The organism is Aliinostoc sp. HNIBRCY26 (assembly GCF_050235535.1).
Taxonomy (GTDB): Bacteria; Cyanobacteriota; Cyanobacteriia; order Cyanobacteriales; family Nostocaceae; genus Trichormus.
Map to the genome: position 1 here is coordinate 3864031 of NZ_CP189852.1, position 24265 is coordinate 3888295.

Here is a 24265-nt window from a genome sequence, read left to right on the forward strand (position 1 = left end):
TCTAATGGATTGTAGTTTAACATCATCGTGAGGATAGAATAATATAGAGGCGATCGCAAAGTTCACGCCAAATGTAAACTTAGCAGCTACATTCCCCTATTTTATGCAACCTTTACCTGAAAGATAGCCACAACAAAATACATCTTTTTGTCTATCAATCAACTAATTTAACTTTCTTTATACTCCCATCTTCTTTAAGCTCTAGAATTTCGACCTTCACTTTTTGCCCTTCTGTCAAATCTTGTGCTTTCTTGTGTTCTTTTTTGCTTAATCTTTGCTTAGTGAATACAACTTCATATGTCACATCGATATTTTTTTTAACGGCAATTATCGCTTCAATTACTTGACCTACAGTAAACTTTTGACTACTACTAGCTTTCGCAACTTCCGCCTGACGCGCTGACTCTGGCGGTGGTGCTGTGGGAATAGCAATTTCACCAATGGGAACGCCAGCATCTTTGTAGTAACGCATGAGGCGAGATACCCAGCCTAAAATTTGCAGGATGGTGTGAGCATCATTAATACTTTTGAGATAATCACTACAGGCTTTATCGATACTGCGATAGTAATGTGTAGTTTTCCCACTGTGTCCTATTTGTCTACCATTGCTTACCAAGGTTTTGAGATATTTGAAAAACCTGGAAGTCGCATCTGGTTGATGAATGTAACCACGCAGATAAGCAACGGCTTTTCTTACCTCATTGACATCAGTATCATCTTTTACTAAAGTAAGAGCGATCGCATGAGCAATTTCCCACTGTGCATCTGTAATAGTTTCCGAAGCAGATTCAGTTATTGTCATAGCTAATATTGTGATAGCGGTTCGTGGTTACTTGGATAGTTTAGGATGGCTTTTAATTCTTTTAATTGGTCTTTTTGAAGTAAATGTGAGTTTATAGCTTCTTGAATTTTTTCTTTGATAAATTGTTTTAAATTTTCTCCTATCAATTCATTATCTTTACTAAGTTCATAAAACGAATAACGGCGTATTAAATTATGCAATGGCTCAATTTTATCTATAGTTACTGTCATTGTTCCCATACCTATAGGTTTACCTCCACCCATTTTTAAAGCAATAGGACAATTTTCTTTATCTTGTCCTAAAACAATTAACAACATTCCTAATTCTTCTGAATGTAAATTTTTGAAATGTAACTGTGTTGTAAAAGTATATTCTCTATCAGCTTGCTGTACAGAAATACCTTTATCCTTTCCTTCATCAATAGATTTCGACATATTATAATAAAACTTACGTCCGGCTATTTTACCAGCTTTATAATATGCCTTGCAGTGAGGGCGGGGAGAATGTAAAGAAGGCATAAACCCATTTGAGAACCCAGATTTCAAACAGACAGCATCATGAAATTCAAGTAATCCTTGAAAATTTAATGCCCCAAATATACGACAAGCATCACATACTTTATTCGTGTCTTTTCGGATGTCTACTTTACATTCTTTCCCATATCCTTCTGGAATTTGCCTATAGTTTGCTTTAGTCTTACAGATACAACTTCTAGTAATCGCTTCATATACAGACCGAATGCAGCCTTTGAGAGAACTACCTTGAATTGATAGTTTTTGGTCAACACCCTGCACCATTGTTTTAATTAGGGGAATTCTGCTCCCGATGTCGCTACCCATTGCAACTATCCCTGTTGATATGTGCAGAGATGTTTGTACTTTCAGGGTAAGGTAGAGTGTACCATGTAGGCGATCGCTCCAATATTTATCATGTCCCACCGGACGCTGTAAGTTAGGACGTTCTGAGGGAAAAGATACGAAATCATAAGGCTTTGGTGGTAGTTCTGGGTTAGATGAACCTGCTGAATTAGGTTTTCTTGGGGGTTGGTAAGGAGTTCTACTCATGTTTATTTTTTGGTGGTAAGTGCAACAAAATGTACAGTTGCGGTTTTTTTATCAATGAAATATCGCTGTTTTACATCTACATTTTCAGTTTTGAAGCCTTTAGGAAACCTGGTTTCTGTGGCAGGATATATATAAGCATTGTGTTCTTGCACTAACCAATCTTCACCCAATAACTCAAAATCTGGATGATTGCCATTAATACTTAATAACAGCAGTTCATAATTATTTTGCTGCTTATACTTCCAACGTAATTCAAAATCGTGACTAAACATTTGTCCCTCAAGCATAGGGAACTCTGTTTCTTTTGGCTGTTCCTTTCTTATGCCGCTAACTGCATGAGTCCAACGTAAGAAGTAATAACTAGATTTAGTAGGAAACTTATTAATTAATTCTAGCAAATCAGGGACTGACAAAGCTTCTCTAAAGCCTACAAAATTACTCATTTAGCACCTGTTAGTAACTGACTCCAAGACCTAACACATCTTTCAAATAAATCATTAACTTTTCCCTCTTGCCAAACAAGTTGGACACCAAAACCTAAATCCATTGCTTGCGCGGCGACTGGTGTATCTTGATAGTCTGGTTTAGCAAAAGCATATAATTTTGCGTCTTCAGCTTGTAAAAATTCCCCTACACCTAAAAGAAAAGTCTTACTCCATTTATTCTCACTACCCAAAGCGTGAATTTCTTGTTTATCTTCTGATAAAATACAGCCAGGATACTGCACAACAGCTTGATTTAATTTCACTTCCACAGTACCCAAACCGCGAGATTTAGCAAAACCTAAACCAAACCAACCATCATTTAAATCTCGCAAGACTAAGCCAATTAAACCTAGTTGCGCTAAGGTAAAATTTTTGAGATGGATTTTAGTTTTAAATTCTCCAGCAGTGCAGGCTTCATAAGAAAATAATGCTCCGGGGATGGTTGAACCGAATACTCTATCAATTGCTACACCATTACGAGTTTCAATTCTGAGAGGCTGTGAACTATCTGGGTGAGCATCTTCAATTCTGACACGACTAGCAATAGAAGTATTACCAAACATTTGGTCGGTAAAACAAGAAAGTTTGTAAATATCGCTAGTTGAAGTCACATTATTGAGATAGTCATACTTATCATTTAAAGGGTCATTTGCCCAAGGTAAATTAGAATTAGTATCACGTCTATCTCTCCCTACAGTCCTCACTATGCGTTCTGCATGAGCGCGAATTGCTCCTTTTAAACTGCTTCCTGGTAAATAAATTGAACGTCCCCCAGCGTGATAGGTTTCGACAAATTCCATATCAGGTTTTGTGGGGTCTGCTCCTTCTTTTCCTGATTTAATTAAAATCGGCCCATCAGGTATGATGGTTAAATCAATTGTGCAGTGATTAACAAATCTTTTGTGCATGACTGGATTTATTTGATAATAAAAATTAAGCTGCTACTAAATTATTTAGCTGTACTTCACACTGTTGGAATATGTAATTAACAGCAGCAAATAATTTTTCTAGTTCTTGAATGGTGTAATAAGTGCTATTTCTAGTAAAATTTTCTCCTTCTAGTTTGCCAAACTGCCACCAATCGCCATTAGAAACAATACCGTAAATTACTACTTGATATTCTCCATTTAATCTTTGAGCCGCAATCATTTCTGCTAGACATTGCGCCCAACCAGTTTCAAAGTTGTCTTGTTTAGCTTCAACTAAGATAAAATATGGTTTATCAAAGACAACTTTTCCTAAAGGAGAACGTTTAGCTAAAATATATTCAGGAAAGCCAGATAATTTCTCATCATAGTTGAGAGCATAGTGACTCCACAAAATAAACTTACCACTATATATCTTCCAAACTTGCTTTAGGATGGGGGCGATCAGATTTTCACATATAGCAAATTCAGAACAGTCAACTGCACCTTCTCGCATCGTAAATTCTAAGTCTTCCCGAAAGTAATCAGGAATAGTGAACTGAACTTCAACAATAAAATTTTCTTCAGTATAAGTTACTTGAAATGCTTTGATAACTTCACCAATGGTTTTGAAATTACTAAAAGCCATATTTAACTCCTAACTTCAGTATTATTTCTATTAGCTGCTTGACTGTTCAGATAGTCAATTAACTGTTGTACCCAATGGTCTTTAAACTCTCGTGCATCTTCGTAAGCACTCTTATCTCCCATCACCAATTTTTTGAGATAATCTAGCAACAAGTCTAGTTGATTTTCAGGATAGTCAAACCACAGCATTTCCTCAATATCTAGTTTAACGACACCCAAGCCACGCGATCGCCCTCCACCCAGTGGTATTTGTTCTGTCTCAAACTGGTGTAACCCAATCATCAACAGTCCCAGTTCATATTCCTCGGCGTTTTCTACCACCGCCTTAAATTGAAACTGCGTCCCTGCTGGTACAACTTGGAAGTCGTATAGTTTACCGTCTGCGGCGGTTTCGGTGTCTCTATCGATGGCTACACCGTCTCTCTCTTGATATTGTCCAAACCAAGTATCAGGGACTACGGTTAAATCTCTAACTTGGAATTTGCTTGCTATCCAAGGTGAACCAAAGAGAAGAGAGGTTAAATCTGTTTGCTTGATGAGTTCCTTAGTTAAAGTCTCGTCATCTTCGCAACTATCTTTTAACTGCTTTATTTCTTGAGAAGTAATTGACCATTCTTCCTCAATGGCGGGGTTAGCTACTAATTTGCGATTATTACCTACAATACCTCTGAGGAAACTTTCTAGGCGCGATCGCATTGCACCCTTAAAGCTAGAACCTGGTATTAATGGATTACCCAAACTGTCTTTAATTACAGGTAAATCTGATCCTATCGGTTCGCTTGAACGACCTGAACTAATTCTTAAAGCTGTAATTGTGGTGAGTACGCCTGTAATTTCTAGGCGATTTTTAAATGTGTCAAACATAATTTATTTATCCTATTAACTTACTTTGTCTCTTTTCGTTCAACATAATCATGTGTTCCGTAATGTCGCAGTCTTAATATTTTATTTACAACCTTACAACTAACTCGCCAATGTATTCCAACATAAAAATGATCAACACCTTCCTTATCTTTTGCACCTTGATAGGGATAATAACTTACAGTTTTTCCTAAAATTCTTGTATCTCCATTTGACTCTTCAAATTGATAAGAGACTTTAGCAATAGTCTCCTGGAGTTTTATCTTATCTTGTGGGCTACTAATCTTTTTATATTCTTTACGAAAATCATCTTCATAATCTATGTTGGAAAAACTTAACAATTCGTCTGATGCTAAAAATTTTTCCTTGCATTGACCCCAAATTAACTGCCCCCAATTGGAAATCGTTATTTTTCCATCAATTTCAGTAATTAATGCTTCTTCAATATTTTCTTTTTCCATCTGCTTAGGAGAAAAACTTGCTCCAGCATTCAACAATGCTAAAGTAACCTGATGTTTTTTGACTCGTTCATAATCTAGAGTAATCGGTAAACGTGGAATAGTAATTAACTTAGATGATTCACCTTCAAACACATATATAATTTTATCGGCATAGAACATACCAATAGTATTCATATATCCTTGAATTGCCTTAAACCCGCCAACTAAATTAAAGTAGATAGAATAACCATCTTTATGAGACTCTTCATATCTTTTAGAAAGCCAATCAATTAGGTCGTCTATTCCTTGTTTAAAGTTTGCTGTATCTTCTGTAGAAAGCTGATCAGGGGTATATATTTCAATAAAATTGACTTGCTTGTGTAAAAAATCTTTAATTATTTTTGCTGTTTTTTGTCCTTGATATGTTTCAGTTGTAATCAACCAGTGAGTATCTAACTTACCATTATCAATGTTATCTTTATATAAGCTATAGATACCATTTAGTTCAGCACTAGCTTCTTTAATTTCTAAAATATTGCCGCTATTTAACTTTTCTTCAGCTCTGTTTTTTAGGTCTAGAAGAATATTGATCACTTCCGGCTCATGTTGTTTAATTCTCTCCTCTGTCCAGTTGGCAGTTTTATCAAGTAGTCCCTTCCAACTTTTTGGATCTTTGGGGCGAATTTGGTTAGAGAGTAAACTTGTGCCAACAGTTGATACAACAAAGCGGTACATCTTTAAACACTCCTAAAAATTTGATAAATGTTTTATTTTTGTAAATTCATTTCGCCGACTGAGGCTGTATGTTCTCTAGCTAAATATCCTAAAAACAGTTGCACAAGTTTAATATGAACGTTTTTGCGTAGTTGAGTTTGATTATCAATGTCATTTAAATGTGCTTCCAAACCATGGCCTTTAGGAATATTTCTCTTCAATTCTGTTAAGATATATTGTGCCTTCTTCTCTAAATCATCTAGTGCATTTACTAGAGATTTAGCAAATATATCTTTATCCTTTTGTGTTGTCCAAATTGGGCTTGAACCACTCCTTCCCACCTGATAACGAATGTAATTTTTAATAATTTCAATTGAAGAACTCGAATCAACAGCAACAGCCAATACATTTCTGAAAGGAGATTTTTTATCTTTGTTTGCTATGGCGAATTTATCTGATAAATCTTTCATTTTTTCGATAACTTCATCCATTTGGTTACTAATACATTTCTCAACTCTTAAAGCTAGTTGCTCTTTTAATAAATTATCTAGTTCTGCCATGACTAAACAGCCTCCTCTCTGAATATCAAATGAAATTCACTGCAAATTTGGACTTGTCCGAAGCCTTCGCAGGTGCGATCGCCTATTCCGTAAACCTCTAAATCTTCCCAAGCTTGTAGCCAGAGATTCTTATTTTCTGTACTGAATAAATAGACGCTTCCTTTATTTGTCACTAACTCTACATCTTTCATTAAACCCCAGGCAGAATTCCACCCTGAACGATAATCATAGCTACTGTAAGCAGCGTGAATATGTAAAGATAAATCACTTACACCAGTATACTGCTGTAGCATTTCTGGAGAAATTACCGTTGTGCGCTGCCATTTTTCAGTTAATATTGCATCTGCTTGTAAATCTAGAGTGAAATAAGTACGATTTTCTGGCAATATCTCTAAAGGATTACCAAATATTTTGCCCCATTCACTCCAGCGTTGACATAATTTTTGATTAAAATTATCTATTCGTTGAATTACTGTTGATTTAATATCAGTAGGTGCTTTTGCTGTAATTTTTACCTTACCTAAGCCTCGTGAACCTGCACCACCTAAACGTAAATCATCCTGATGATTTTGAATAAAATGTTGTAAAGGTACAGCTAAATCATCATTTACTAAAACTAGACCTGTATATGTGACAGGTCTTTGTTTATTTTCTTGAGATTCATTTAAAACCGCAATACTATATAGTACCCTTTCTTCAGAAGTTGCACGGCGGCGATTAATACCTACTCTAGTTAATAGACAATCATTTGCAGAAGGGGTGTAGTAATCATCATCATGTTCACTATAAAAACCGCTAAAATTATCAACTCTTCTTCCATAAGTTGAATGTTCTGTCGGGCAATTTGGATCATATATTTGAGCATACTTTTCAGCACAAAAACGGTCTATTAAAGTATCAAAAACACCATTCTTTTCGGAGTCACCTGTCTTAAATCCAGATTTACTCTTAGAACTCAGTACAGTAGCAGGTAATACTTGTACATTAGGTTTAAAAACACAATCACCATAAATAGTGATAATTCCTGGGTAGGCATTTTGAAAAATTGCTGGCTTATCTCCTAGAAATAATTGATGAAAATCATCATCATCACTAATTGATTGATTAGTTCGCTTTAGTATTTGACTAGCAACTGCACCGCGAATTACAGAACCAGGAATATATTGTTCAACTTCACTCACATTTCCACCTGGTTTTTGTCTACCAATTGCTAAAGGAGACAGTGCTTTAATTTCTAGATTAATTTTCTTCATTGTTTTCAAATCCTTTAGCCAGAAAATCCCATGCTGCTTGTTCTACAGGTAAAGTAGGTAATTCCCAATGTAGCCAGCCTAAACCTGCTGATTTACTACCACCTAAAGCATTAATATGGCGCAATCCCGCTAAAATTAATGGTGCGGCATAACTGGGTGCGTTAGATAAATAAATATTACCTGTAAACTTCAGTTGAATATTTGCTGGTGATGTTTCTAAAAAATAAAGTTTGTCTTCTTCCGCAGTCCGGCGACGGCGGTTGATAGTTACACCAGGACGTATAACTTCTGGTAAATTATCTGGTTCTTCTTCACAAATTAGGTCATCTAAAATGATGCGGGCAGGTAAAACAGGATTGCCAAAAATTTGACAAATTAAACAATGATGATGTTTATCTTCTTCTGATTCTGATATTTTATATTCTGCCCTAGCAAAATTCTCTTTTAAACCTGCTCTTTGTGGACACATAGTTTGAGGATTGGGAGAATAGCAAATAGGCCACTTTAAACCCCTAGCAATTTTTTCGCACTCATGGCGCAACCGTCCTTTAAGTTGAGAACCTGGAATTAGTAAATTATCTTCAGCGTTGCGAACAATTGGTTTATCTGCTAGAGAACCGGAAGAACCACCAGCACCAATACATAAAGCCGTATCAATGACTGCTGTAATGGGATAAGTTTGCAATGAGTTGGATAATTCTTGTAGTTTAATCATGACTCAACCCCTAAAGATACAACTTCTGATATTTCATTTTCTGGAACTTCTACAAAATCGTAGACATCTACCATGTCTCGCCAAATTGTTTCATAAAATGGATCTTCAGGATGTTCAGGATCAAGTCTGCCGTTATCATACATCCAAGGGGCTAAATTACCGTTATTTTCTTGATCTTTAGGTAAACACCAAGCATTTTCAAAATCTCTGAGTAATGCTTCTTTACCTTGTTTTAGTCTCACTCGAAAATAGCGATAGTTAAGAATAGCTGTATGTTTGCCCCATTCTAATAAACTGCGGACTTGATAAAGTTGTGACTTGGGAAATTTAGCCTTTTTCAAAGCTGAAATAGAGGTGATTAATCCTCCTAATTCATGTAAAGTGTATGGTGCAGCGTAGAATTTTAACTTTGGGGGAAGATTTTTAGTTAATGCTTCTTGACGAAAATCTTTAACATTCGATGAAATCATCGTAACTGATTTGAGAGTTAAGAAATCAACTGTTCCCCCACGATATCCAGCTTTTTGTAATTTCTTAGCGCGTTCTTTTGCTGATTTCAATAATTGCTCTACTAAATTTCTGGCGTAGTATATGGGTGTGTTGACAGCCGTAATTAATACACCAATTGATGTACTTAGTTCACAGTCAGAACGTTTTGCTGTTAATGGTTTATAACGTTGATGATTATGCGGTTCAAAGGGTTTAGTGTGATTCAGGCGATAGTTACCAGTAATTTCTTTAGTTTCTCCATCGTCATATTTAATCTCATTAATTTGAATTTCTTGCAGTAGAATCTTCTCAAATCTCTCGCCTATCATCTGAGATATTTCTAAAGCTTTATTAGCAGGAACAATCAATAAAATATCATCCCCACCAATGGTAAGTATTTCAAAAGGATGAATAAATTCACTATTCTTTAAATTTGACTCGTCATCATTTAAGTTACGTAGTTTGTGAGGATGTAAGTTTTCAGCTAATGCTTGATAAACTGCATATTCGGTTGCTAAAGCTACATCTTGACTAAATTCTTGATAGTCTTCTGGTTTCTGAATTTTTTGGATATAACCACCCATATTATTACCATCGGCGTAAATATAGGCGATGTAACCACTACTGGCGTTAGATACTTCGGTTAAAGTCCCAGCAATTTCTAGTGAATCCTCTGGAATGCTACCGTAGTATTTCGCTTTTAAACTTGGATTTTGATCTAAAAATAATTTAAATCTATTTACCCAGCTTTCAATTACGCCTCTTTGCCAAGTTAATCCAGACTCGTTATACCAACGAGGATTATTACTTAAACTATCTTTTGCTCTATCACCTACTAAATACTTGCGTACTGATGCTTCTGAAAAATTGGTTTCCCTTGGTAGTTGATCTACTCGCATGATAGCAGAACGGCGATCGCTACCATCACGCATTAGGTAAGGATGAGTTTCAAACATCGGCGGATAGCGGCGACTAGGACGATTAGCTGTATCATTCCCACTACGACGCTGATTAAACAAAATATTTAATTTTGTGGTTAATTCATTAAAACTCTTACGTCTTTTAAATGCTTCTATTCTCTCTGATTCATTACTAGGATAACCAAAATAAGCTTGCACTAATGGCTTATTAAATTCCCGATGATACCAATCTAACCATAAGGTACTTTCAATTGGCTCGCGCAACAAACCAAACCGCAGTTCCAATAATCTAAATTTATCACCTACCGCGCAAGAATTAGCTGTTAACGTTTCTTCGGTGTAGCGTTTTTCAATCGCATTAGCTAACTCATCCACATAAGCAGCAGGACAAAAAGCCAGGATATTACCACCTGTAGAATAGATAATTAACTCAGGAATTAGCGCATCAGATAATTTGTAATTTTCTGATTCGGACTTTGCTGGAAAATTATCGTTTAACCAAGTTCTAATTTTATTAAGCTGTATATTATAGCGGTTTCTATCTTCTTCTGCAATCTCTTGAGGATTTTTCTTGTTAAAAAAAGCAGGTAAATCAATGATGTTTATTCTATCTAATAAACCAGATGCACCACGAATTTCTTGAATTTTTGCTGACTCAAACACATATTGTTTAATCTTAGTCGCACCACCATAAACTAAACCAATGCGAGTATTTTGATTCCACAAATCAGGATATTTAGCTTGTAATTCTTCAAGAGTTTGTGGAAAATAATTTTCTTCTATGCTTTGTAGTGTCTCTACTTGTCTCACTATATGTTGTAGATTTTCCGGTAATGCTTGTTTGTTAATTACAGCATCACGTATTTGCTGAGGATCTAAATTAAAGGCTGGTTCACGTTCATTACCCCAGGCTAAACACCAGCTAATTGCGATCGCGATGTTTGTTTGAGAATCTGTCATAATAATTTGCAATTTGAGTATGTAGTTAATTGAAGCAATATTTACACGAAGCAATACAATAAATTGCTGAAATCAAACTTACAAACAGCACTTACGGAAATATTTATCCAAGCAATACGAAGCATTTCACAATCACGCTGACTCTGATGAACTTATTTCATCGCCGTAAAAATACCTGAGAGTCAGTGTCGCAGTTATTAACCTGATCATAGATATTATTAGCAGTTAATCCTGTGAATGACATCTGTCATTACAAAATTTGATGAATCTCATCTTTGCTTAAACACATATTTTATGGGTTTATTTATTTTCGGCTTGATTTTGCTGTGCGGGTAAATCGAGATAGGGGTAAAGTCCGACATCTAGGTTATTGGTGTCGCGTCTAGCCTCCATAAAATCGCATTGGAGTTGACGCAAAAATTGAAGTGCGAACCTGTTAAGAATCTCCGCGACAAGTAAACTAGCTAAAAATACCACCACAGTACAACTAATCACGGCAAATAAGCCCAAAGGTGCGATAATCAAAATCACCCAAGTAATTGCTGCATTGACTACCACCAAAATCCAACTACGATCGCGGATCAGTTTTTTCGCGACAGAAGTAGACACAATCTTTACCCCGTCTCGTTAATTAAGGATGAACTGATTATACACCCCCTTGGAAGAGGGGTCTTCCAAGCTCGTGAAAGATGGTGCTTTGTGACTTAACTTAAATCCACCAGGGAGGTACTGCCCCTCCTGTTGTCGCGTTATCAGCACGGTGCTTCACTTTTTAGCCTCTGGTGGTAGGCGGAAGATGGAGGAATCGTAGCTTGCTTCCGCGAAGCAGTACCCCTACAGTTGCCTGTACCCCGGTTTTCAAGACCGGTTGCCGACCATTTAGCGGCATCTTCCTTAAAGGGGTGTCTGACGGGACTTGTAGCTTGCTTGGGCGAAGCTGTACCCGTTATGACTGGTTTCACAAACCAGTGCTGCAACCGCTTTGGCTAGCTCCATAGGAGCGGCTACGCCAACAGACACCATCAGTGGATACTGGTCGGACTTGAACCGACATCTTTCTGCTTGCAAGGCAGACGCTTTCCCAATTAAGCTACAGACCCATATTTGGCAGGAGTGGTAGGACTTGAACCTACATCGGTCGATTTAGAAGATCGATGCCCATCCATTAATTAGGCGACACTCCCATAAGTTGATACCCCTGACAGGATTTGAACCTGTAGAAAACCCGTTTTAAGCAGGTCATGTCTGCCAATTGCATCACAGGGGCAAGGTGGGCTGTGTAGGGCTTGAACCTACGCACTTCTGCTTAAGAGGCAGCTGCTCTGCCAACTGAGCTAACAGCCCAAGGTGGGTCGCCCAGGGGTTGAACCTGGATAAGTCCGCTTAAAAGGCGGCTGCATATCCGCTCTGCCAACGACCCAATTTGGTACTCCCGACAGGAATAGTAGCTTGCTTCCGCGAAGCGGTACCTGCAATAATTCCGTCCCTCAAACGGAAGTGTTTGCCAATTTCGCTACGGGAACATCAGTACCCTTGGTGGGATTTGAACCCACAAAATCTGGTTTCTAAGACCAGCACGTTTGCCAGTTTCGTCACAAGGGCAAATGATCAGGATGGTAGAATTTGTAGCTTGCTTCTGCGGAGCAGTACCTAAAACCTTCAGATCCCAAAGCTAGCTGCCGCGCTACCAAGTTGCGCTACATCCCGTTGGTACTCCCGGTGGGAGTCGAACCCACACACAGACTGTTTTTGAGACAGCCGCCTCTTCCAGTTGGGCTACGGGAGTATAAGCTGGGAAGGAATCGTAACTTGCTTCGGCGACGCGTTACCTTCAAACTTCGCGTTCAAAGTGCGACGGCTTTGCTTGTTTGCCTACTTCCCATTGAGATTTGGATGCAGGAGTTGGAGTCGAACCAACCTCTCCTTGATTCAGAGTCAAGGTGACTTGCCAATCGTCTATCCTGCAATAAATGGCTGCCCCAGTAGGACTCGAACCTACAACCTCGCGGTTAACAGCCGCTTGCTCTGCCATTAAGCTATGGGGCAATGTGCCAGCCCCCCAGATCAGAATCGAACTGACGACCTTCTGTTTTTCAAACAGACGCTACTACCAACTGAGCTACCAGGAGATAAGCTGAATAATTCCCCTGACGGGATTTGAACCCGCAATTTCCGCTTTGAAAGAGCGGCGACTTAACCATTCGTCCACAGGGGCAGGGAGTAAAACGCAAGGACTAGGACTTGAACCCAGAACAACAGTTTTGGAGACTGTGGTGTTGCCATTACACCATCCCTGCATTTGGTCGCAGTGGTGGGAGTTGAACCCACATTTACCAAGTTATGAGCTTGGGGCTTTGCCGTTAGTTAAGCTACACTGCAATGTTTGGAAGCCTCGACGGGAGTTGCACCCGCTTCTCCGTGCTTGAGAGGCACAGCGACTTATCTATTCGTCCACAAGGCTACACGGGGATGATGAGATTTGTTGGCGAAGCCTTCCCGAAGGGTACACACGTTCTTTCGCTCGACAGGCGACTGCTTTAAACCGGACTAAGCTACACCCCCACGTTGAGTGGCAATTATTTAGTTTTCATGGTTCTGATAGTGTTTGCTCTGTGCCTTTTTGGGAGGCTTGATTGCTTCACTACATTTATACTACATAAATACTACAAGAGTGTCAAGGGTGTACTACAAACTTTTTTTAGAAAGTGGAAGGCAAGCGTAGATGCGATCGCGGCTTGTCGTCAGACATCGCTCTAAAAAAATAACCCCCGCCTCTGGGTGAAAAGAAGCGGGGGTTGAGTAGTTGAGACTTTTTGCCCTATGTGGATGCTATGAGACATTTGCACCTCCCGCTTTCCTTCAGTTGCTCTGGATTCAGCCAATAGGCTAACGCTCCAAAAATGCCAATGTTTATAGATTTATCGCCAATAAACAGATAAATTCCCTCAAACGCAAATAGCGCGTAGACGCTTGCGGCTTCTCGGAACGAGTCCGCTCTGCCTAAACCCTTTTTGGTTCGGCAATGCGCTGTGCTACTCATGCTTGAAGAGAATCTGGTGGTCATTGAATATTTGTAGTATTTGTAATGATGATTAATTTAAATAATACATTTGTAGTATGTTTTTGTCTACTGCACACAGGGGAAGTAGTCTGCTGCTGGTAACGAGCGATGTTTGGCGACAAGCTCCTACGCGTCTACACTCATCCATTAACAGCAAAAAACCCCGGCTTTAAGTACCGGGGTTGATAGGAGAAGTCCGAATTACGATGAGATACAGCGATACCGAAGTCTAAAAATATTAGCTAACGCTAAAGGCAACCAAAACTAGAGTAGTGACAATTAAGGTAGCGAACACACTCTGTGTAACGTATTTGCGTTGTTCCCAAATTGCGGGGTACTCAGCATAGTACATCTGGGGTTCAGTTGGATAGTTGTTGAGAACTCCGTCTTCGTTAATGGTGGTGTACATAATGTTTTCCTGTATTTGTTACTTTATGTAAACTAATTTAACAATATTGTTACAAAACGTCAATAGAGCTTGACAAAAAATAGTGAATGACTGTAATTAGAATCACTTATGTTGAGAATTTTCTGAAAGAAAAAAGCGATCGCACCCTAGATCGCCTCTTTACCTCTCAAAAATTTGTGTATTAGAAAAACGTTGGCTACCGATTTTGAAGTTGAATAAGGATAGTTTGAGGGTTTATCCTCTGGATGCAGCTGCAAAACAACAAACACGAGTTTATGGCAGTCAGCCGCCTTATGAACCACCAGATTATTTAATTTTGTAAAGTTTGCTGTGCGGTTTTTGGTGGGGGTTTATTGACTGGAGTTGATGATTTTGCTAATATTTGGCGATTTGTAATGGAATTTAAGGTTAGCCGCGAGTTTGTCGCGCAAACTTATAGGAAGTAAGGGTGAGTAAAGTTGTGTTAATAAAAGAAAAGTTTGTTTTTTCGCCTTTAATCATGGAGGTTTTTCGTTTAAATTATCTTTAAAGCTAATTTTTAACGGGAAAAGCTTTTGATAACTTGTACTGAGTCTTTAGGTTACACACCTATTTCCGTACCTCAGCGCAACTGAACCTTGAAAACTAAATATATCAATAGTTTCCACAAGGTAGGGTTAAACACCACCTCTTCCCCGCAAGGGGACGGAAACATTGTCGCAACTTCCACAGTTTCATACGCATCTTTCCACGACCAAACTTAAACACCACCTCTTCCCCGCAAGGGGACGGAAACGCGGCGGCTGCCTCGCGCCGGGTCATTCCATTGAACTTTCCGGCATTTTTAAACACCACCTCTTCCCCGCAAGGGGACGGAAACACCTACAACATCTTGCCAGTAAGTTGTACTGGAAAAAGTGCGTTAAACACCACCTCTTCCCCGCAAGGGGACTAAAACGGCTACCTTTCTTTTCCAGTATTAAAAACTACCTCTTCCCCGTAAGGGGAAAAACGAGCTTTACAAAATCTTCAAAATAGCGTGTGGTGATTAGCGATGCTTGAAAGCGAAACACTAACGCATGGTGAAAAGAGGCATCTACCAGCGCATTGTGATGAATATATTAATTACCATCCTGATAATTATGGCAATTATCGCCATTATGCAGAATTCTGAACAATTCCTATCTCAATGGCGCAGCTTCCAAATCAACAAGCCACGGGGTAGAGTTTCTCACACATACCGTAGCGACCCAAAAAATCGATATCTTCAAAGAGATTTGCTAATTTTACTGAAAGGAGATACCGCAGCCGCTAAACGCTTGTTAGCACAACAGCGTCGCAAACAACCAGGAAAGTCAGATAACTGGTATTTGGAGAAGGTAATTTTTGATTTAGAACGCGATCGCCGATTCTAAGGGACTTCCAACTAAAACAATATACAATCGCTGTGGGGGCAGGCGGAAAATCAAAATACTCTCTATCGGGAATGAAATAAATAATTTATTTTCTGGAAGTCCCTAATCTGGTGCTTTTATTTTATATATCAATACGGTTCAGATAAGAAAAATAAATTTCAACCAAGCCAGCAAATGATCACTCAACAAAAAACGAAAAAATGATTTTGGAGGGGGTTTGGGGGACGCAACCGTCCCCCAATCGGGGGTTTGGGGGAGAATCCCCCAAATCTTGCTCATTATCTAATAGGCAGAGCAAAAATTGAGAAATTAACTCTCACCACCTTAACTGAACCGTATTGTTTTATATATAGGATTCCTATTTGATCAGGACTTACGCAACTGGCACAAGCAATGGTGAGCTTCGCGCACCGAGCGCCCAAAAACTACAGAGAAGACATAGCAATATCTGGACGTTTTAGTTGCTCAATTAAATAATTAGAAAGCAAATTGTGCTTGAGCTTGTAAATAGTTTGACCTGTTTGATAAGCTAAACTTTTCAGTCTTAGCCAAACTAACATAGCGCAAGCAATATGATTTCTTTGAAGACGGGCTTTACGGCATTGACATGATTCAATACCAGTTAGTTGCTTTATTTCTCGATGAAACTCCTCTATTTTCCAACGAATTTTACACACCTGTTGTGTAACATCCGTAGAACTTTGAGATAAATCGTTTGTTGCGACATAATCCGTCCTATCGGTAGAGATAGTAACCCGGAAAAGTTTCACTTTTTTCTCAGCAGGGAATCCTTTAATTTTTATGATTTTACCACATTTTAAATCTTCCTGACTCCATTCTAGAGATTCAATATTCTTATATTTTTCTCTACCAAAACTATCATCTACTAAACGATTAGTCTTTAAAGGACAATAATAAACTTTATCTAGACTATCGATATAAAGCATTAAATTATTGACCGCATACCAAGTATCCATTAAAACTGTATTGAAAGGTAGAATCTTTTGATATACAAGCCCTTGGAGCATATTTTTCACATGGTCAATCTTGCTGAAACCATCATTTTCTGGATTGAAAATTCGATAATCTATTACCCAGAAATTGAGAGTTTTAGGATTAACATATATGCAACTTACTATTCCTATCCCTCTAACAACACCATGTTCATTACCACTATACTGCCTTCGTACTATTTCTATTTCTTCAGAAAATCTTTTATCTAAAACTGTATCATCAAATATAATATAAGCATCCTCGTCAGTGACAATTAAATCTTTGACATTATCCCAAAGTAAACGAGGAGTTAATTTTTCATTTCTTAAATAATAATTAATTTTGTCATGACTAATATTTGACAAATGTTCTGCTAGATTAGTGATTGTATAGTTAATTTGACTGCTAAGTAAATATTGACAATAATTAAGTTTAGTAAATTTCATCACTAACCAACTTTTTGATGTACTTCTATCAATTTTCTCATAAAATTTTTAACAACAAGATACATCACTATTTATTGTTACTAATTCGAGTCAAACCAATCAAACACATTCTCGCTAAATCAATACCTATGTACTACTGGCTAGCGATCGCACTGTGCCAGTTGCGTAAGTCCTGTTGATTTTGGAAAAGAACTCAGTACACTTTGATTCTTTCTTTCCTGTTCCCTGTTCCCCATTCCCTGTTCCCTCCCTACGCAAATAATTTCAGGAATCAAAGCGGATTCCTATAGATGTAAAGAAATATCAAGCAACCTGCATCACTTGCATAATTGTTCTCACCCAACCCTATAGATAAAAACGTATACCGAGAAATTCAGTCATTCTACAGATTTTCTGATGAATTGGACTGTAAATCATGCACGTTTTTAGAGGGTGAATATGCGAACCAGAACTAAGCTTCTCCTATTTTCATTCAGTTTATCTTTGGTGTTAATGTCACCATTGATGGTTTATGCACAAGTGAGTGGTGAACCTTATAATCCCTATCAAGTACCTGTAGACCAAACTAATACTATCAATTCAGTTTTTATTCCCAAAACTGGCTTATCTACGGATTTTAAACGCGGCACTCTTTCAAGAGACAATATTTACGAAGTTAAGTTTCCTCTCGATAAACAATCAGAACCAATTCCTGATATTCGTAAGTCAAAAATTAGCCCTACTTTAGAAAACTTACTCCAGAAAAGTAACCCCGAAGACGGTGTTGAGGTGATTATTACCTTTCAAGAAGATACCCAAATTCCCCTATTACCGGAACTAGAAACAGGAGTAGAACGGGAAAAATCCCAACGCCGACAAGAAGCGATCGCAGAGTTACAAGCTCAAAGAGTCAAATCACAATTAGCATTGCTAGAACGATATAAAATATCGAGCTACTTTAAACCAACAGAACATTTTTGGATTGTCAATGCTGTTGCTGGTAAAACACAATTCAGAGCAGTTAAAGAAATAGCCCAACTTGATGCTGTGGCTTATATTCAACCAGTCCAAGGGGGAGAAAAACCACCAGATGCTATTACTAATAATGATGTTGATGATGGTAGAGCAATTATTGTTTCTGACCCCTATTTTAATTTAGGATTAACTCAACCTTGGATTGGTCTTTTAGATACTGGGGTGAGAAATACGCACGTTTTATTTAATTCTCCCAGTAATTTAGCATGGTTGAGAGATTGCGTTAACGGTGGGTCAAATTGTAACAATACCGCTAACCCTGGGTACAATACCGACGATAATAACTGGAATCATGGCACAAGTTCCGCCGCCATTATTAGCGGTAACGGTCGTTTAGGTAATGATTATCGCGGTGTGACGGGAGTCAGATTAGACAGTTGGAAGATTTATCCTAGCGGCGGTCTAGATTCGGCGGCGGCGATTCGGGCAATTCAAGCAGCAATAGCAGCCTTTGATAAGGTATTGGTAGGAGAATTACAAGCCGACGAGACAGAAACCGGTGCGATCGCCACAGCCGCAGATAACGCTTACAATGCTGGTGTCATTTTCGTCTCAGCTAACGGTAACTATGGCCCTAATGATAGAACAGTTCGTTCACCTGCGATCGCCCACAAAGTTATCGGTGTTGGTGGCGTGATGACCACTGACCAAAGCCAATACAACGGACAAGGCAGAGGCCCTGCAACCGATGGACGTTTCAAACCAGATATCCAAGCACCCACCTATAGCGAAACCGCCAGTAATGCTTCCACCTCCGCCTTGCAAGTATTTAGCGGAACCAGTGGTGCAACTCCCTACGCTTCTGCGGCCGCTATGTTAGCCCATAACTGGTTGCGACAATTCGGCACATACGATAACGGTCAAACCTACGCCTTCATGATTCTCTATGGGCAGAAATCCTATCCCTACAATAATACTGTTGGTGCAGGGTTGTTAAAAATGGCGACCAACGGCTGGGCGCATTGGGGTAAAGTCGTAGTCAACAATGGTGCGACTATCGATATTCCTATCAGTGTTAGTTCTAATAAGCGAGATTTTGATGCGGCGTTATGGTGGCCAGAATCAGCAGCACAAGCACATAATGACATCGATGTCCACTTAATTGACCCATCCGGCGTAGAAAAAGCCAGAGGTTTTTCCGCCTTAAGTGTATTTGAGCGCGCCAAAGTAGCAGGCAGTCTCACCCCAGGCACATGGAAACTCCGCATTCGCGGCTACAGCGTACCTACAGGCGGTCAAACCGTCTACTGGGCGGCGCATATTCGGAATTAGGGACTGGGGACTGGGGACTGGGGATTGGGGATTGGGGACTGGGTATTGGGTATTGGGTATTGGGCATAGGAGTAAATCTAAAACTCTTTGTCTACCTTGTCTACCTTGTCTACCTTGTCTCCCCTGCCCCCTGCCTGCCCTAACTACTTCCGAACCGGTGTCCCACAGGGATAAGTTGCTACTTCTGAGTCAGTGGCGACTTTTTCTTTTGGTTGGTCTTTGGCGGCTAAATAATCGGTGCGGAGTTTGTCTAGTAAGGCTGGACGTTGATCATACAACCGTTTGAGGGGACGGGGTGGGCATTGGTTGAGAATATAGGATGTTACTAGGGGGATGGCGATGGTGCTATCGGTGTAACAGACTATGGTGCTGGGTAATTCTTCTGGATCAATCTTACCCCAACTTACTGCCTCGGAAGGTGTCGCACCGGATAAGCCGCCGGTATCAGGACGAGCATCGGTGAACTGGACAAAGAAATCATGTCCCCTTTCTTCTAAACCTAAGACTTCGTGAATCTGCGGTTGGGTTTGCAGTAAGAAGTTTTTCGGACTACCACCACCGAGAATAACGGCTGCACTGCTACCTTCCCCTTCTCTGGCATTGTAGGCGATCGCGGCTGTTTCGTTTACGTCAATTGCTGGGTCTAATACCAACTGTGAACCCTCCAACGCTAAAGCCGCCACGTTCATCCCAATAGAACTATCCCCAGGTGAAGATGTATAGATAGGCACACCACATTCATAAGCTGTAGCTAACAAACAAGAATGCTGCACACCTAATTGCTTTTCGACTTCTCGCACATACTTACCCAGCAAGTAATGAAACTCAGCCGTTCCCATGCGCTTTTGGAAAGGTTCAGCTTGCAGTATTTTACGGATAAATGCGTCGGTCTCTAGTAGTACATCATACCCAAAGATGATGTCATAAATTCTGATTGTTCCTTCATCGCGCAATTTCACATCATCTAAAAATGGGCTACCTGCGAACAACTCAAACCCCAAACCATAGTGCATATCATGGTAAAGATTGGCACCAGTGCTAATCATCCAATCAATAAAACCATTACGAATCAGGGGTGCTAATGCAGACACACCAAAACCGGCTGGTGTCATAGCACCGGAAAGACTAACGCCCACAGTGACACCATCTTTTAAAATATCCCGCGCCAATAACTGACAAGCTTCCCGCAACCGCGCCGAGTTGTAAGCAGTGAAGTAATTATCAATCAAATCTACTACACTGATATCTGCTGACATCGGTATAGGTGCAATTTTTTTACCCAAATGTTTCGCCATAAGAGACTCCCTAACAGTAAACGCGCCGAATATAGTATTACAGCAAATCACCGTAAGTAGGGGAGAAGGGCGGAGTTATCTTTGCACACCTGTGATATTTTGGGGACTGGGGATTGGGGACTTATCAATTCAAAATTTAAAATTAAAGAAGAATTGGGAGTTAATAGAAGAAAACAGACAGTCTATAGAAAAAGCAGTTGACACTTTTATTAATGAAGATATTAAACAAGCAATCAATCAATATTTTCAGCAGATAGATAGCTACATTGAAAGCTATAGGAATGGTTTAAAAAAGTCCTTAGAGAATCAAAAATTGAGTAGTAGTGGCAAAAAAGAGTTAGCTGTCCAGTTGGATCAATTGAGTCCTGATATGGCTCAATTAATCGATAGAGTCAAGAAGTTAGGACGTACAGGTGAGGTGTAGTTGGCGTACCAATTAACTAACTTGTTCACTACTGCTAAGATGAGCGATCGCTTGTTTAATCCAGTCTTCTACATAGGCATCTTTGGGTAAACCAATATCTTCACTGACTACGTGTAAAGCGTGACTAACTTCGTGGGCTGTGTAACCCAAGGCGAATAGAGTCATTTGCACTTCTTCGAGAATCCCAGGGGCTGGCCCTTCGGTAGCCACGAAGAAGCCTGCTGATTTGCGCCATTCGATTAATTTAGCTTTGAGTTCTAAGCAAATGCGTTCAGCGATTTTTTTACCCACACCAGGGGCTTGAATTAATATCTGGGTGTTAGCCGCAATGATGGCTTGGACTAAATCTGGTAATTCCAGAGTGTCCAACAGGGCGATCGCTAAAGCTGCACCTACACCACTGACAGTTAATAGGTGGCGGAACAAATCTCTTTCGGCTGGGGAAGCAAAACCGTAAAGTAGCGGTACTTCCTCCCGAATTTGGTAATGGGTGAAAATCTGTACTAGGTCGCCAGTGGTGGGTAATTGCTTGGCTAACCGTTGGGGAATTTGCAAATCATAACCCATACCGTTGACTTCCAGGGTCAACAGCACGCGATTACTGCCTACATTTTGAATACCGGCGACTATACCTTTGAGATAGCTAATCATTCTAGGAAACCGAAATACTTTAAACCTTCAATAATTCCACCTGCACAGAAATCTTGTGCTAGGTAACGATGATCTGCGGGATACTCGCTGTGCCATGCCAGCAACTCTGGTCTAGCATTTCCGACTATGATTCCCCGTTCGTTGCCCACAGCGAACAAAGCAATATCATTACCTGAATCACCACAGACAACTGTTTGTTCTGCTGCAAATTTCCACTGTTGACGTAGAAACTGCATTGCCTGACCTTTATCGCTGCTACGCGGCACAATGTCAAGGTCAATACCGCTACTATAAATTAACTTTACATTTACTTCATATTTCTCTAACTCTGACTCAAGTTGTGGTAGTACATCCATAGCTAATTCTTGTTCGAGAAAAAAGCTGAGTTTAAAGGGACGCTGTTCTGAGTCTGGTTGTGGTGTGAGTTGTGCAAATTTCTGTGTAACAGATAATACTATTTCCCTATCCCAGCCAAAGGAGAGAATTTCCGACCAAGTGGTATCAGGAGTAGAATTACCATCTAAGTAAATTTCTGTACCCACAGAAAGCACTAACCCATCGGGGTTGAGGAGATTTTTTTCCTCTTTGAGTTCTTGGTACAAAACAGGCGATCGCCCAGTAGCATAGACTATCCTTGTACCATATTCTTGACGATGTGCCTCTAAAATTTGAGTCAATTGGACTAAAGCTGCATCATTACCTACGAATGTGTGGTCTAAGTCAGTAACGAACAAAAATGGTTGGACTGCTTTCATGTTGATCTACTCCCAGTAATATGGTTGCCAAAATACGGAAAAATTTTGGATTTTAGAAATTAACGATCAAATCTATGAATGATCACAACAGCAGGCGATCGCACCAAAAAACCGCGTTGGTATGGCTATTAGCTGCATAACCTTCACTACTTTACTAGGAATGGGTACTTTTACTGCTCATCCCTGAAGTTAGTAACTATAGTTTTTAGCTTTTGCCTCAATACTGGATATCGAGTACAAGCACATCAAAAAACAAAGCGGGAGGAACATCCACACCGCTTTCTGCACTTCTAGTAAATATTGTTACTATCAAAAAATCAAATCAGGATGCAATTAAATTCATTAATTCAGCCAAAAACCGCCTATTTTGCCATCTTTAATGCTGAGTCTAGCTAATACATCATCACTGCGGTCTTTAAAGGTCAGTTTCCATAGGTATACTTGATACCCTTGCTGATTTAGTTTTCCTAAGAAAGCTGCTGAATATCCTTTCTTAATTCGTGGAGCAAACTGACTATGAACTTTTGTAAATAGTTGCTTGGTTATACCTGCTTTAAAGGCAGTCTCTCCTTGAGAAATAAATTGATCGTAATTGTTTTCCTCAATCGCTTTGATGAGATTTGTAAAAGCTTTTTGTGCTGATTGTTCAGCTTGATGGCCTTGAGTTTGTTTTATTTGTTCATTACCCAAGGAAATATTTTGCGCGCTGGCTAAAGTGAAAGGGGATAAAGCGATCGCTGCGGCAATCACTAAGACCATCTTATTCATTGATACTGTAACTCCTGGGGAAATCTATTGTAATTAAATATCTGTACATGATAACTTGTAGTAATTAATTAAACAAACTAGATACTGTTGATTTTAGTTGAGAATTGTGTATTTAGTTATCTTAGAATTGGTGTCATTGCAACTGTCAAATAGCTCTGCCTTTTGAAAACAATGATGATGAAACAGAAGAAACAAGTCCTCAAATGTCCATTGATAGCTAATGAATAAACAATACGACGTTAGCTAATTTAATAGATATTTTGAACTGATTTCTTATTTTACGGGTGAACTATATTTTCTCCAGAAACGCCGCCAAATTAACAACATTAAAATAGCAATAGTAAATCCGCTTAGGGTATATATCCCTTTAGTTGCTGGCATTAACCACCAGGGTTCTTGTTCGTTTGGCTTTGGTGGTATACTCAGTTTTAGATCGCTTAATTTGATTAAGGTAGACCTAACAGGGTTATTATTCTTTTCTCCTAACCCTGGTAGCCCTGCAACAAATGAACCAAAAGCCCATCCTCCAGCTAGGAGGGTAACAAAATTTTGAAAGTTGCGATCGCGTTCAGCTTTTTCTACTTCAACTCGGCTACGAACCGCGTTAATGGTATCTGATAATAATTTTAAACCTCGCTCCAGGTTTTCTGAGTCTTTAGTTATCTGTAGGCGATATTTATCTTTAACTAATTTACTAAACTCTGTTAAGTAGCTAGGTGCAATTAAATATAAAACGCTCCAGTGAGTATTCACCTGCTTGGCTACGAGTTTTCATACCATCCATTACAGCAATCGCTAAATCGTACTCATTATCAAACATCTGTCCGGCAATTTCATGAGTTTTGAGTTGATGCCATTGGGTTTCAATCGGATTCATTTGGGAACAATAAGGAGGCAAAAAGAAAACGAATAGGCTTTACTCCTGCCAACGTGTCCACTGTTGACGCACCAAAAGACTGGTATGAAG

At 39.3% G+C, this 24265-nt stretch carries 23 protein-coding genes and 15 tRNA genes; 3 read left to right on the plus strand and 35 right to left on the minus strand.

Translation table 11 applies throughout. The features are described 5' to 3' along the window. Nucleotides 1-154: 154 nt before the first annotated feature. The 28 genes from ACQFX9_RS16345 to psb34 all read right to left on the minus strand — a co-directional run bounded on the left by ACQFX9_RS16345 (nucleotide 155) and on the right by psb34 (nucleotide 14286). On the minus strand, nucleotides 155-802 hold the full coding sequence (locus ACQFX9_RS16345) for a hypothetical protein (RefSeq protein WP_427156969.1): 648 nt from the start codon (nucleotides 800-802) through the stop codon (nucleotides 155-157). A gap of 2 nt (nucleotides 803-804) precedes the next feature. After that, the gene (locus ACQFX9_RS16350) at nucleotides 805-1866 is read right to left on the minus strand and encodes an RAMP superfamily CRISPR-associated protein (protein WP_427156970.1); all 1062 of its coding nucleotides are present in this window, start codon (nucleotides 1864-1866) and stop codon (nucleotides 805-807) included. Nucleotides 1867-1868: 2 nt separating this feature from the next. After that, entirely contained in the window at nucleotides 1869-2309 is a 441-nt protein-coding gene (locus ACQFX9_RS16355) for a hypothetical protein (protein ID WP_427156971.1), read from the minus strand. Continuing rightward, entirely contained in the window at nucleotides 2306-3259 is a 954-nt protein-coding gene (locus ACQFX9_RS16360; protein WP_427156972.1) for an RAMP superfamily CRISPR-associated protein, read from the minus strand. Before ACQFX9_RS16360 ends, ACQFX9_RS16355 begins: the two co-directional genes overlap by 4 nt. Before the next feature lie 25 nt (nucleotides 3260-3284). After that, entirely contained in the window at nucleotides 3285-3905 is a 621-nt protein-coding gene (locus tag ACQFX9_RS16365; protein WP_427156973.1) for a hypothetical protein, read from the minus strand. A gap of 2 nt (nucleotides 3906-3907) precedes the next feature. Then, nucleotides 3908-4768: a type III CRISPR-associated RAMP protein Csx7 gene (csx7, locus tag ACQFX9_RS16370; RefSeq protein WP_427156974.1), complete on the minus strand. Its 861-nt coding sequence runs from the start codon at nucleotides 4766-4768 to the stop codon at nucleotides 3908-3910. A 20-nt stretch (nucleotides 4769-4788) separates the two neighbouring features. Then, nucleotides 4789-5940 carry a putative CRISPR-associated protein gene (locus ACQFX9_RS16375; RefSeq protein ID WP_427156975.1) on the minus strand — a complete coding sequence of 384 codons (1152 nt, stop codon included), beginning with the start codon at nucleotides 5938-5940 and terminating at the stop codon, nucleotides 4789-4791. Nucleotides 5941-5972: 32 nt separating this feature from the next. Beyond that, a complete protein-coding gene (locus ACQFX9_RS16380; protein WP_427156976.1) occupies nucleotides 5973-6479 on the minus strand; it encodes a hypothetical protein in 507 nt (168 codons plus the stop codon). Between the two features lie 2 nt (nucleotides 6480-6481). Then, nucleotides 6482-7732, minus strand: a complete 1251-nt coding sequence (csx10, locus tag ACQFX9_RS16385) for a type III-D CRISPR-associated RAMP protein Csx10 (RefSeq protein ID WP_427156977.1) — start codon at nucleotides 7730-7732, stop codon at nucleotides 6482-6484. Further along, nucleotides 7719-8447 carry an RAMP superfamily CRISPR-associated protein gene (locus tag ACQFX9_RS16390; RefSeq protein WP_427156978.1) on the minus strand — a complete coding sequence of 243 codons (729 nt, stop codon included), beginning with the start codon at nucleotides 8445-8447 and terminating at the stop codon, nucleotides 7719-7721. Before ACQFX9_RS16390 ends, csx10 begins: the two co-directional genes overlap by 14 nt. Continuing rightward, entirely contained in the window at nucleotides 8444-10816 is a 2373-nt protein-coding gene (gene cas10 / locus ACQFX9_RS16395; RefSeq protein WP_427156979.1) for a type III-B CRISPR-associated protein Cas10/Cmr2, read from the minus strand. The genes ACQFX9_RS16390 and cas10 overlap by 4 nt, the downstream gene beginning before the upstream one ends. 300 nt (nucleotides 10817-11116) lie before the next feature. Beyond that, nucleotides 11117-11425 carry a CRISPR-associated protein Csx18 gene (csx18, locus tag ACQFX9_RS16400; RefSeq protein ID WP_427156980.1) on the minus strand — a complete coding sequence of 103 codons (309 nt, stop codon included), beginning with the start codon at nucleotides 11423-11425 and terminating at the stop codon, nucleotides 11117-11119. Nucleotides 11426-11606: 181 nt separating this feature from the next. Further along, a tRNA-Ser gene (locus ACQFX9_RS16405) sits at nucleotides 11607-11710 on the minus strand. A 132-nt stretch (nucleotides 11711-11842) separates the two neighbouring features. After that, a tRNA-Ala gene (locus ACQFX9_RS16410) sits at nucleotides 11843-11916 on the minus strand. 5 nt (nucleotides 11917-11921) lie between these two features. After that, a tRNA-Arg gene (locus ACQFX9_RS16415) sits at nucleotides 11922-12000 on the minus strand. 9 nt (nucleotides 12001-12009) lie between these two features. Next, nucleotides 12010-12083 (minus strand) — tRNA-Leu (locus ACQFX9_RS16420). Nucleotides 12084-12087: 4 nt separating this feature from the next. Beyond that, nucleotides 12088-12160, minus strand: a tRNA-Lys gene (locus ACQFX9_RS16425). 4 nt (nucleotides 12161-12164) lie between these two features. After that, nucleotides 12165-12236, minus strand: a tRNA-Lys gene (locus ACQFX9_RS16430). Between the two features lie 108 nt (nucleotides 12237-12344). Next, a tRNA-Leu gene (locus tag ACQFX9_RS16435) sits at nucleotides 12345-12418 on the minus strand. A 106-nt stretch (nucleotides 12419-12524) separates the two neighbouring features. Continuing rightward, nucleotides 12525-12602: transfer RNA gene (locus ACQFX9_RS16440), tRNA-Leu, on the minus strand. Between the two features lie 104 nt (nucleotides 12603-12706). Next, nucleotides 12707-12782, minus strand: a tRNA-Gln gene (locus ACQFX9_RS16445). A gap of 5 nt (nucleotides 12783-12787) precedes the next feature. Next, nucleotides 12788-12862, minus strand: a tRNA-Asn gene (locus ACQFX9_RS16450). 9 nt (nucleotides 12863-12871) lie between these two features. After that, nucleotides 12872-12945, minus strand: a tRNA-Phe gene (locus ACQFX9_RS16455). Between the two features lie 13 nt (nucleotides 12946-12958). Beyond that, a tRNA-Glu gene (locus ACQFX9_RS16460) sits at nucleotides 12959-13030 on the minus strand. Between the two features lie 12 nt (nucleotides 13031-13042). Beyond that, a tRNA-Trp gene (locus ACQFX9_RS16465) sits at nucleotides 13043-13113 on the minus strand. 3 nt (nucleotides 13114-13116) lie between these two features. Beyond that, nucleotides 13117-13195, minus strand: a tRNA-Ile gene (locus ACQFX9_RS16470). Nucleotides 13196-13200: 5 nt separating this feature from the next. Next, a tRNA-Glu gene (locus ACQFX9_RS16475) sits at nucleotides 13201-13277 on the minus strand. Nucleotides 13278-14115: 838 nt separating this feature from the next. Further along, on the minus strand, nucleotides 14116-14286 hold the full coding sequence (gene psb34 / locus ACQFX9_RS16480; protein ID WP_236140319.1) for a photosystem II assembly protein Psb34: 171 nt from the start codon (nucleotides 14284-14286) through the stop codon (nucleotides 14116-14118). A gap of 1058 nt (nucleotides 14287-15344) precedes the next feature. Here psb34 and ACQFX9_RS16485 point away from each other — a divergent pair. Next, entirely contained in the window at nucleotides 15345-15680 is a 336-nt protein-coding gene (locus tag ACQFX9_RS16485) for a hypothetical protein (protein ID WP_427156981.1), read from the plus strand. Between the two features lie 425 nt (nucleotides 15681-16105). On the opposite strand, the gene ACQFX9_RS16490 is transcribed toward ACQFX9_RS16485, so the two are convergent. Then, nucleotides 16106-17119: an IS701 family transposase gene (locus tag ACQFX9_RS16490; RefSeq protein ID WP_427156835.1), complete on the minus strand. Its 1014-nt coding sequence runs from the start codon at nucleotides 17117-17119 to the stop codon at nucleotides 16106-16108. 438 nt (nucleotides 17120-17557) lie between these two features. Between ACQFX9_RS16490 and ACQFX9_RS16495 the strand changes: the two genes are divergently transcribed. Then, the gene (locus ACQFX9_RS16495; RefSeq protein WP_427156982.1) at nucleotides 17558-19405 is read left to right on the plus strand and encodes a S8 family peptidase; all 1848 of its coding nucleotides are present in this window, start codon (nucleotides 17558-17560) and stop codon (nucleotides 19403-19405) included. Between the two features lie 143 nt (nucleotides 19406-19548). Here ACQFX9_RS16495 and ACQFX9_RS16500 read toward each other — a convergent pair whose 3' ends face one another. Then, nucleotides 19549-20700 (minus strand): homospermidine biosynthesis protein, encoded by a 1152-nt coding sequence (locus ACQFX9_RS16500; RefSeq protein ID WP_427156983.1) that lies wholly within the window; start codon nucleotides 20698-20700, stop codon nucleotides 19549-19551. 91 nt (nucleotides 20701-20791) lie between these two features. Between ACQFX9_RS16500 and ACQFX9_RS16505 the strand changes: the two genes are divergently transcribed. Continuing rightward, on the plus strand, nucleotides 20792-21124 hold the full coding sequence (locus tag ACQFX9_RS16505; RefSeq protein WP_427156984.1) for a hypothetical protein: 333 nt from the start codon (nucleotides 20792-20794) through the stop codon (nucleotides 21122-21124). Nucleotides 21125-21136: 12 nt separating this feature from the next. On the opposite strand, the gene ruvA is transcribed toward ACQFX9_RS16505, so the two are convergent. The 5 genes from ruvA to ACQFX9_RS16530 all read right to left on the minus strand — a co-directional run bounded on the left by ruvA (nucleotide 21137) and on the right by ACQFX9_RS16530 (nucleotide 24175). After that, on the minus strand, nucleotides 21137-21775 hold the full coding sequence (ruvA, locus tag ACQFX9_RS16510; protein ID WP_103139414.1) for a Holliday junction branch migration protein RuvA: 639 nt from the start codon (nucleotides 21773-21775) through the stop codon (nucleotides 21137-21139). Beyond that, nucleotides 21772-22530, minus strand: coding sequence for a sucrose-phosphate phosphatase (locus ACQFX9_RS16515; RefSeq protein WP_427156986.1), 759 nt, complete (start codon nucleotides 22528-22530; stop codon nucleotides 21772-21774). The genes ruvA and ACQFX9_RS16515 overlap by 4 nt, the downstream gene beginning before the upstream one ends. Before the next feature lie 342 nt (nucleotides 22531-22872). After that, entirely contained in the window at nucleotides 22873-23298 is a 426-nt protein-coding gene (locus tag ACQFX9_RS16520; protein ID WP_427156987.1) for a hypothetical protein, read from the minus strand. 273 nt (nucleotides 23299-23571) lie between these two features. After that, entirely contained in the window at nucleotides 23572-24051 is a 480-nt protein-coding gene (locus tag ACQFX9_RS16525) for a hypothetical protein (protein ID WP_427156988.1), read from the minus strand. Further along, nucleotides 24011-24175 carry a hypothetical protein gene (locus tag ACQFX9_RS16530; RefSeq protein WP_427156989.1) on the minus strand — a complete coding sequence of 55 codons (165 nt, stop codon included), beginning with the start codon at nucleotides 24173-24175 and terminating at the stop codon, nucleotides 24011-24013. Before ACQFX9_RS16530 ends, ACQFX9_RS16525 begins: the two co-directional genes overlap by 41 nt. Nucleotides 24176-24265 lie beyond the last annotated feature (90 nt).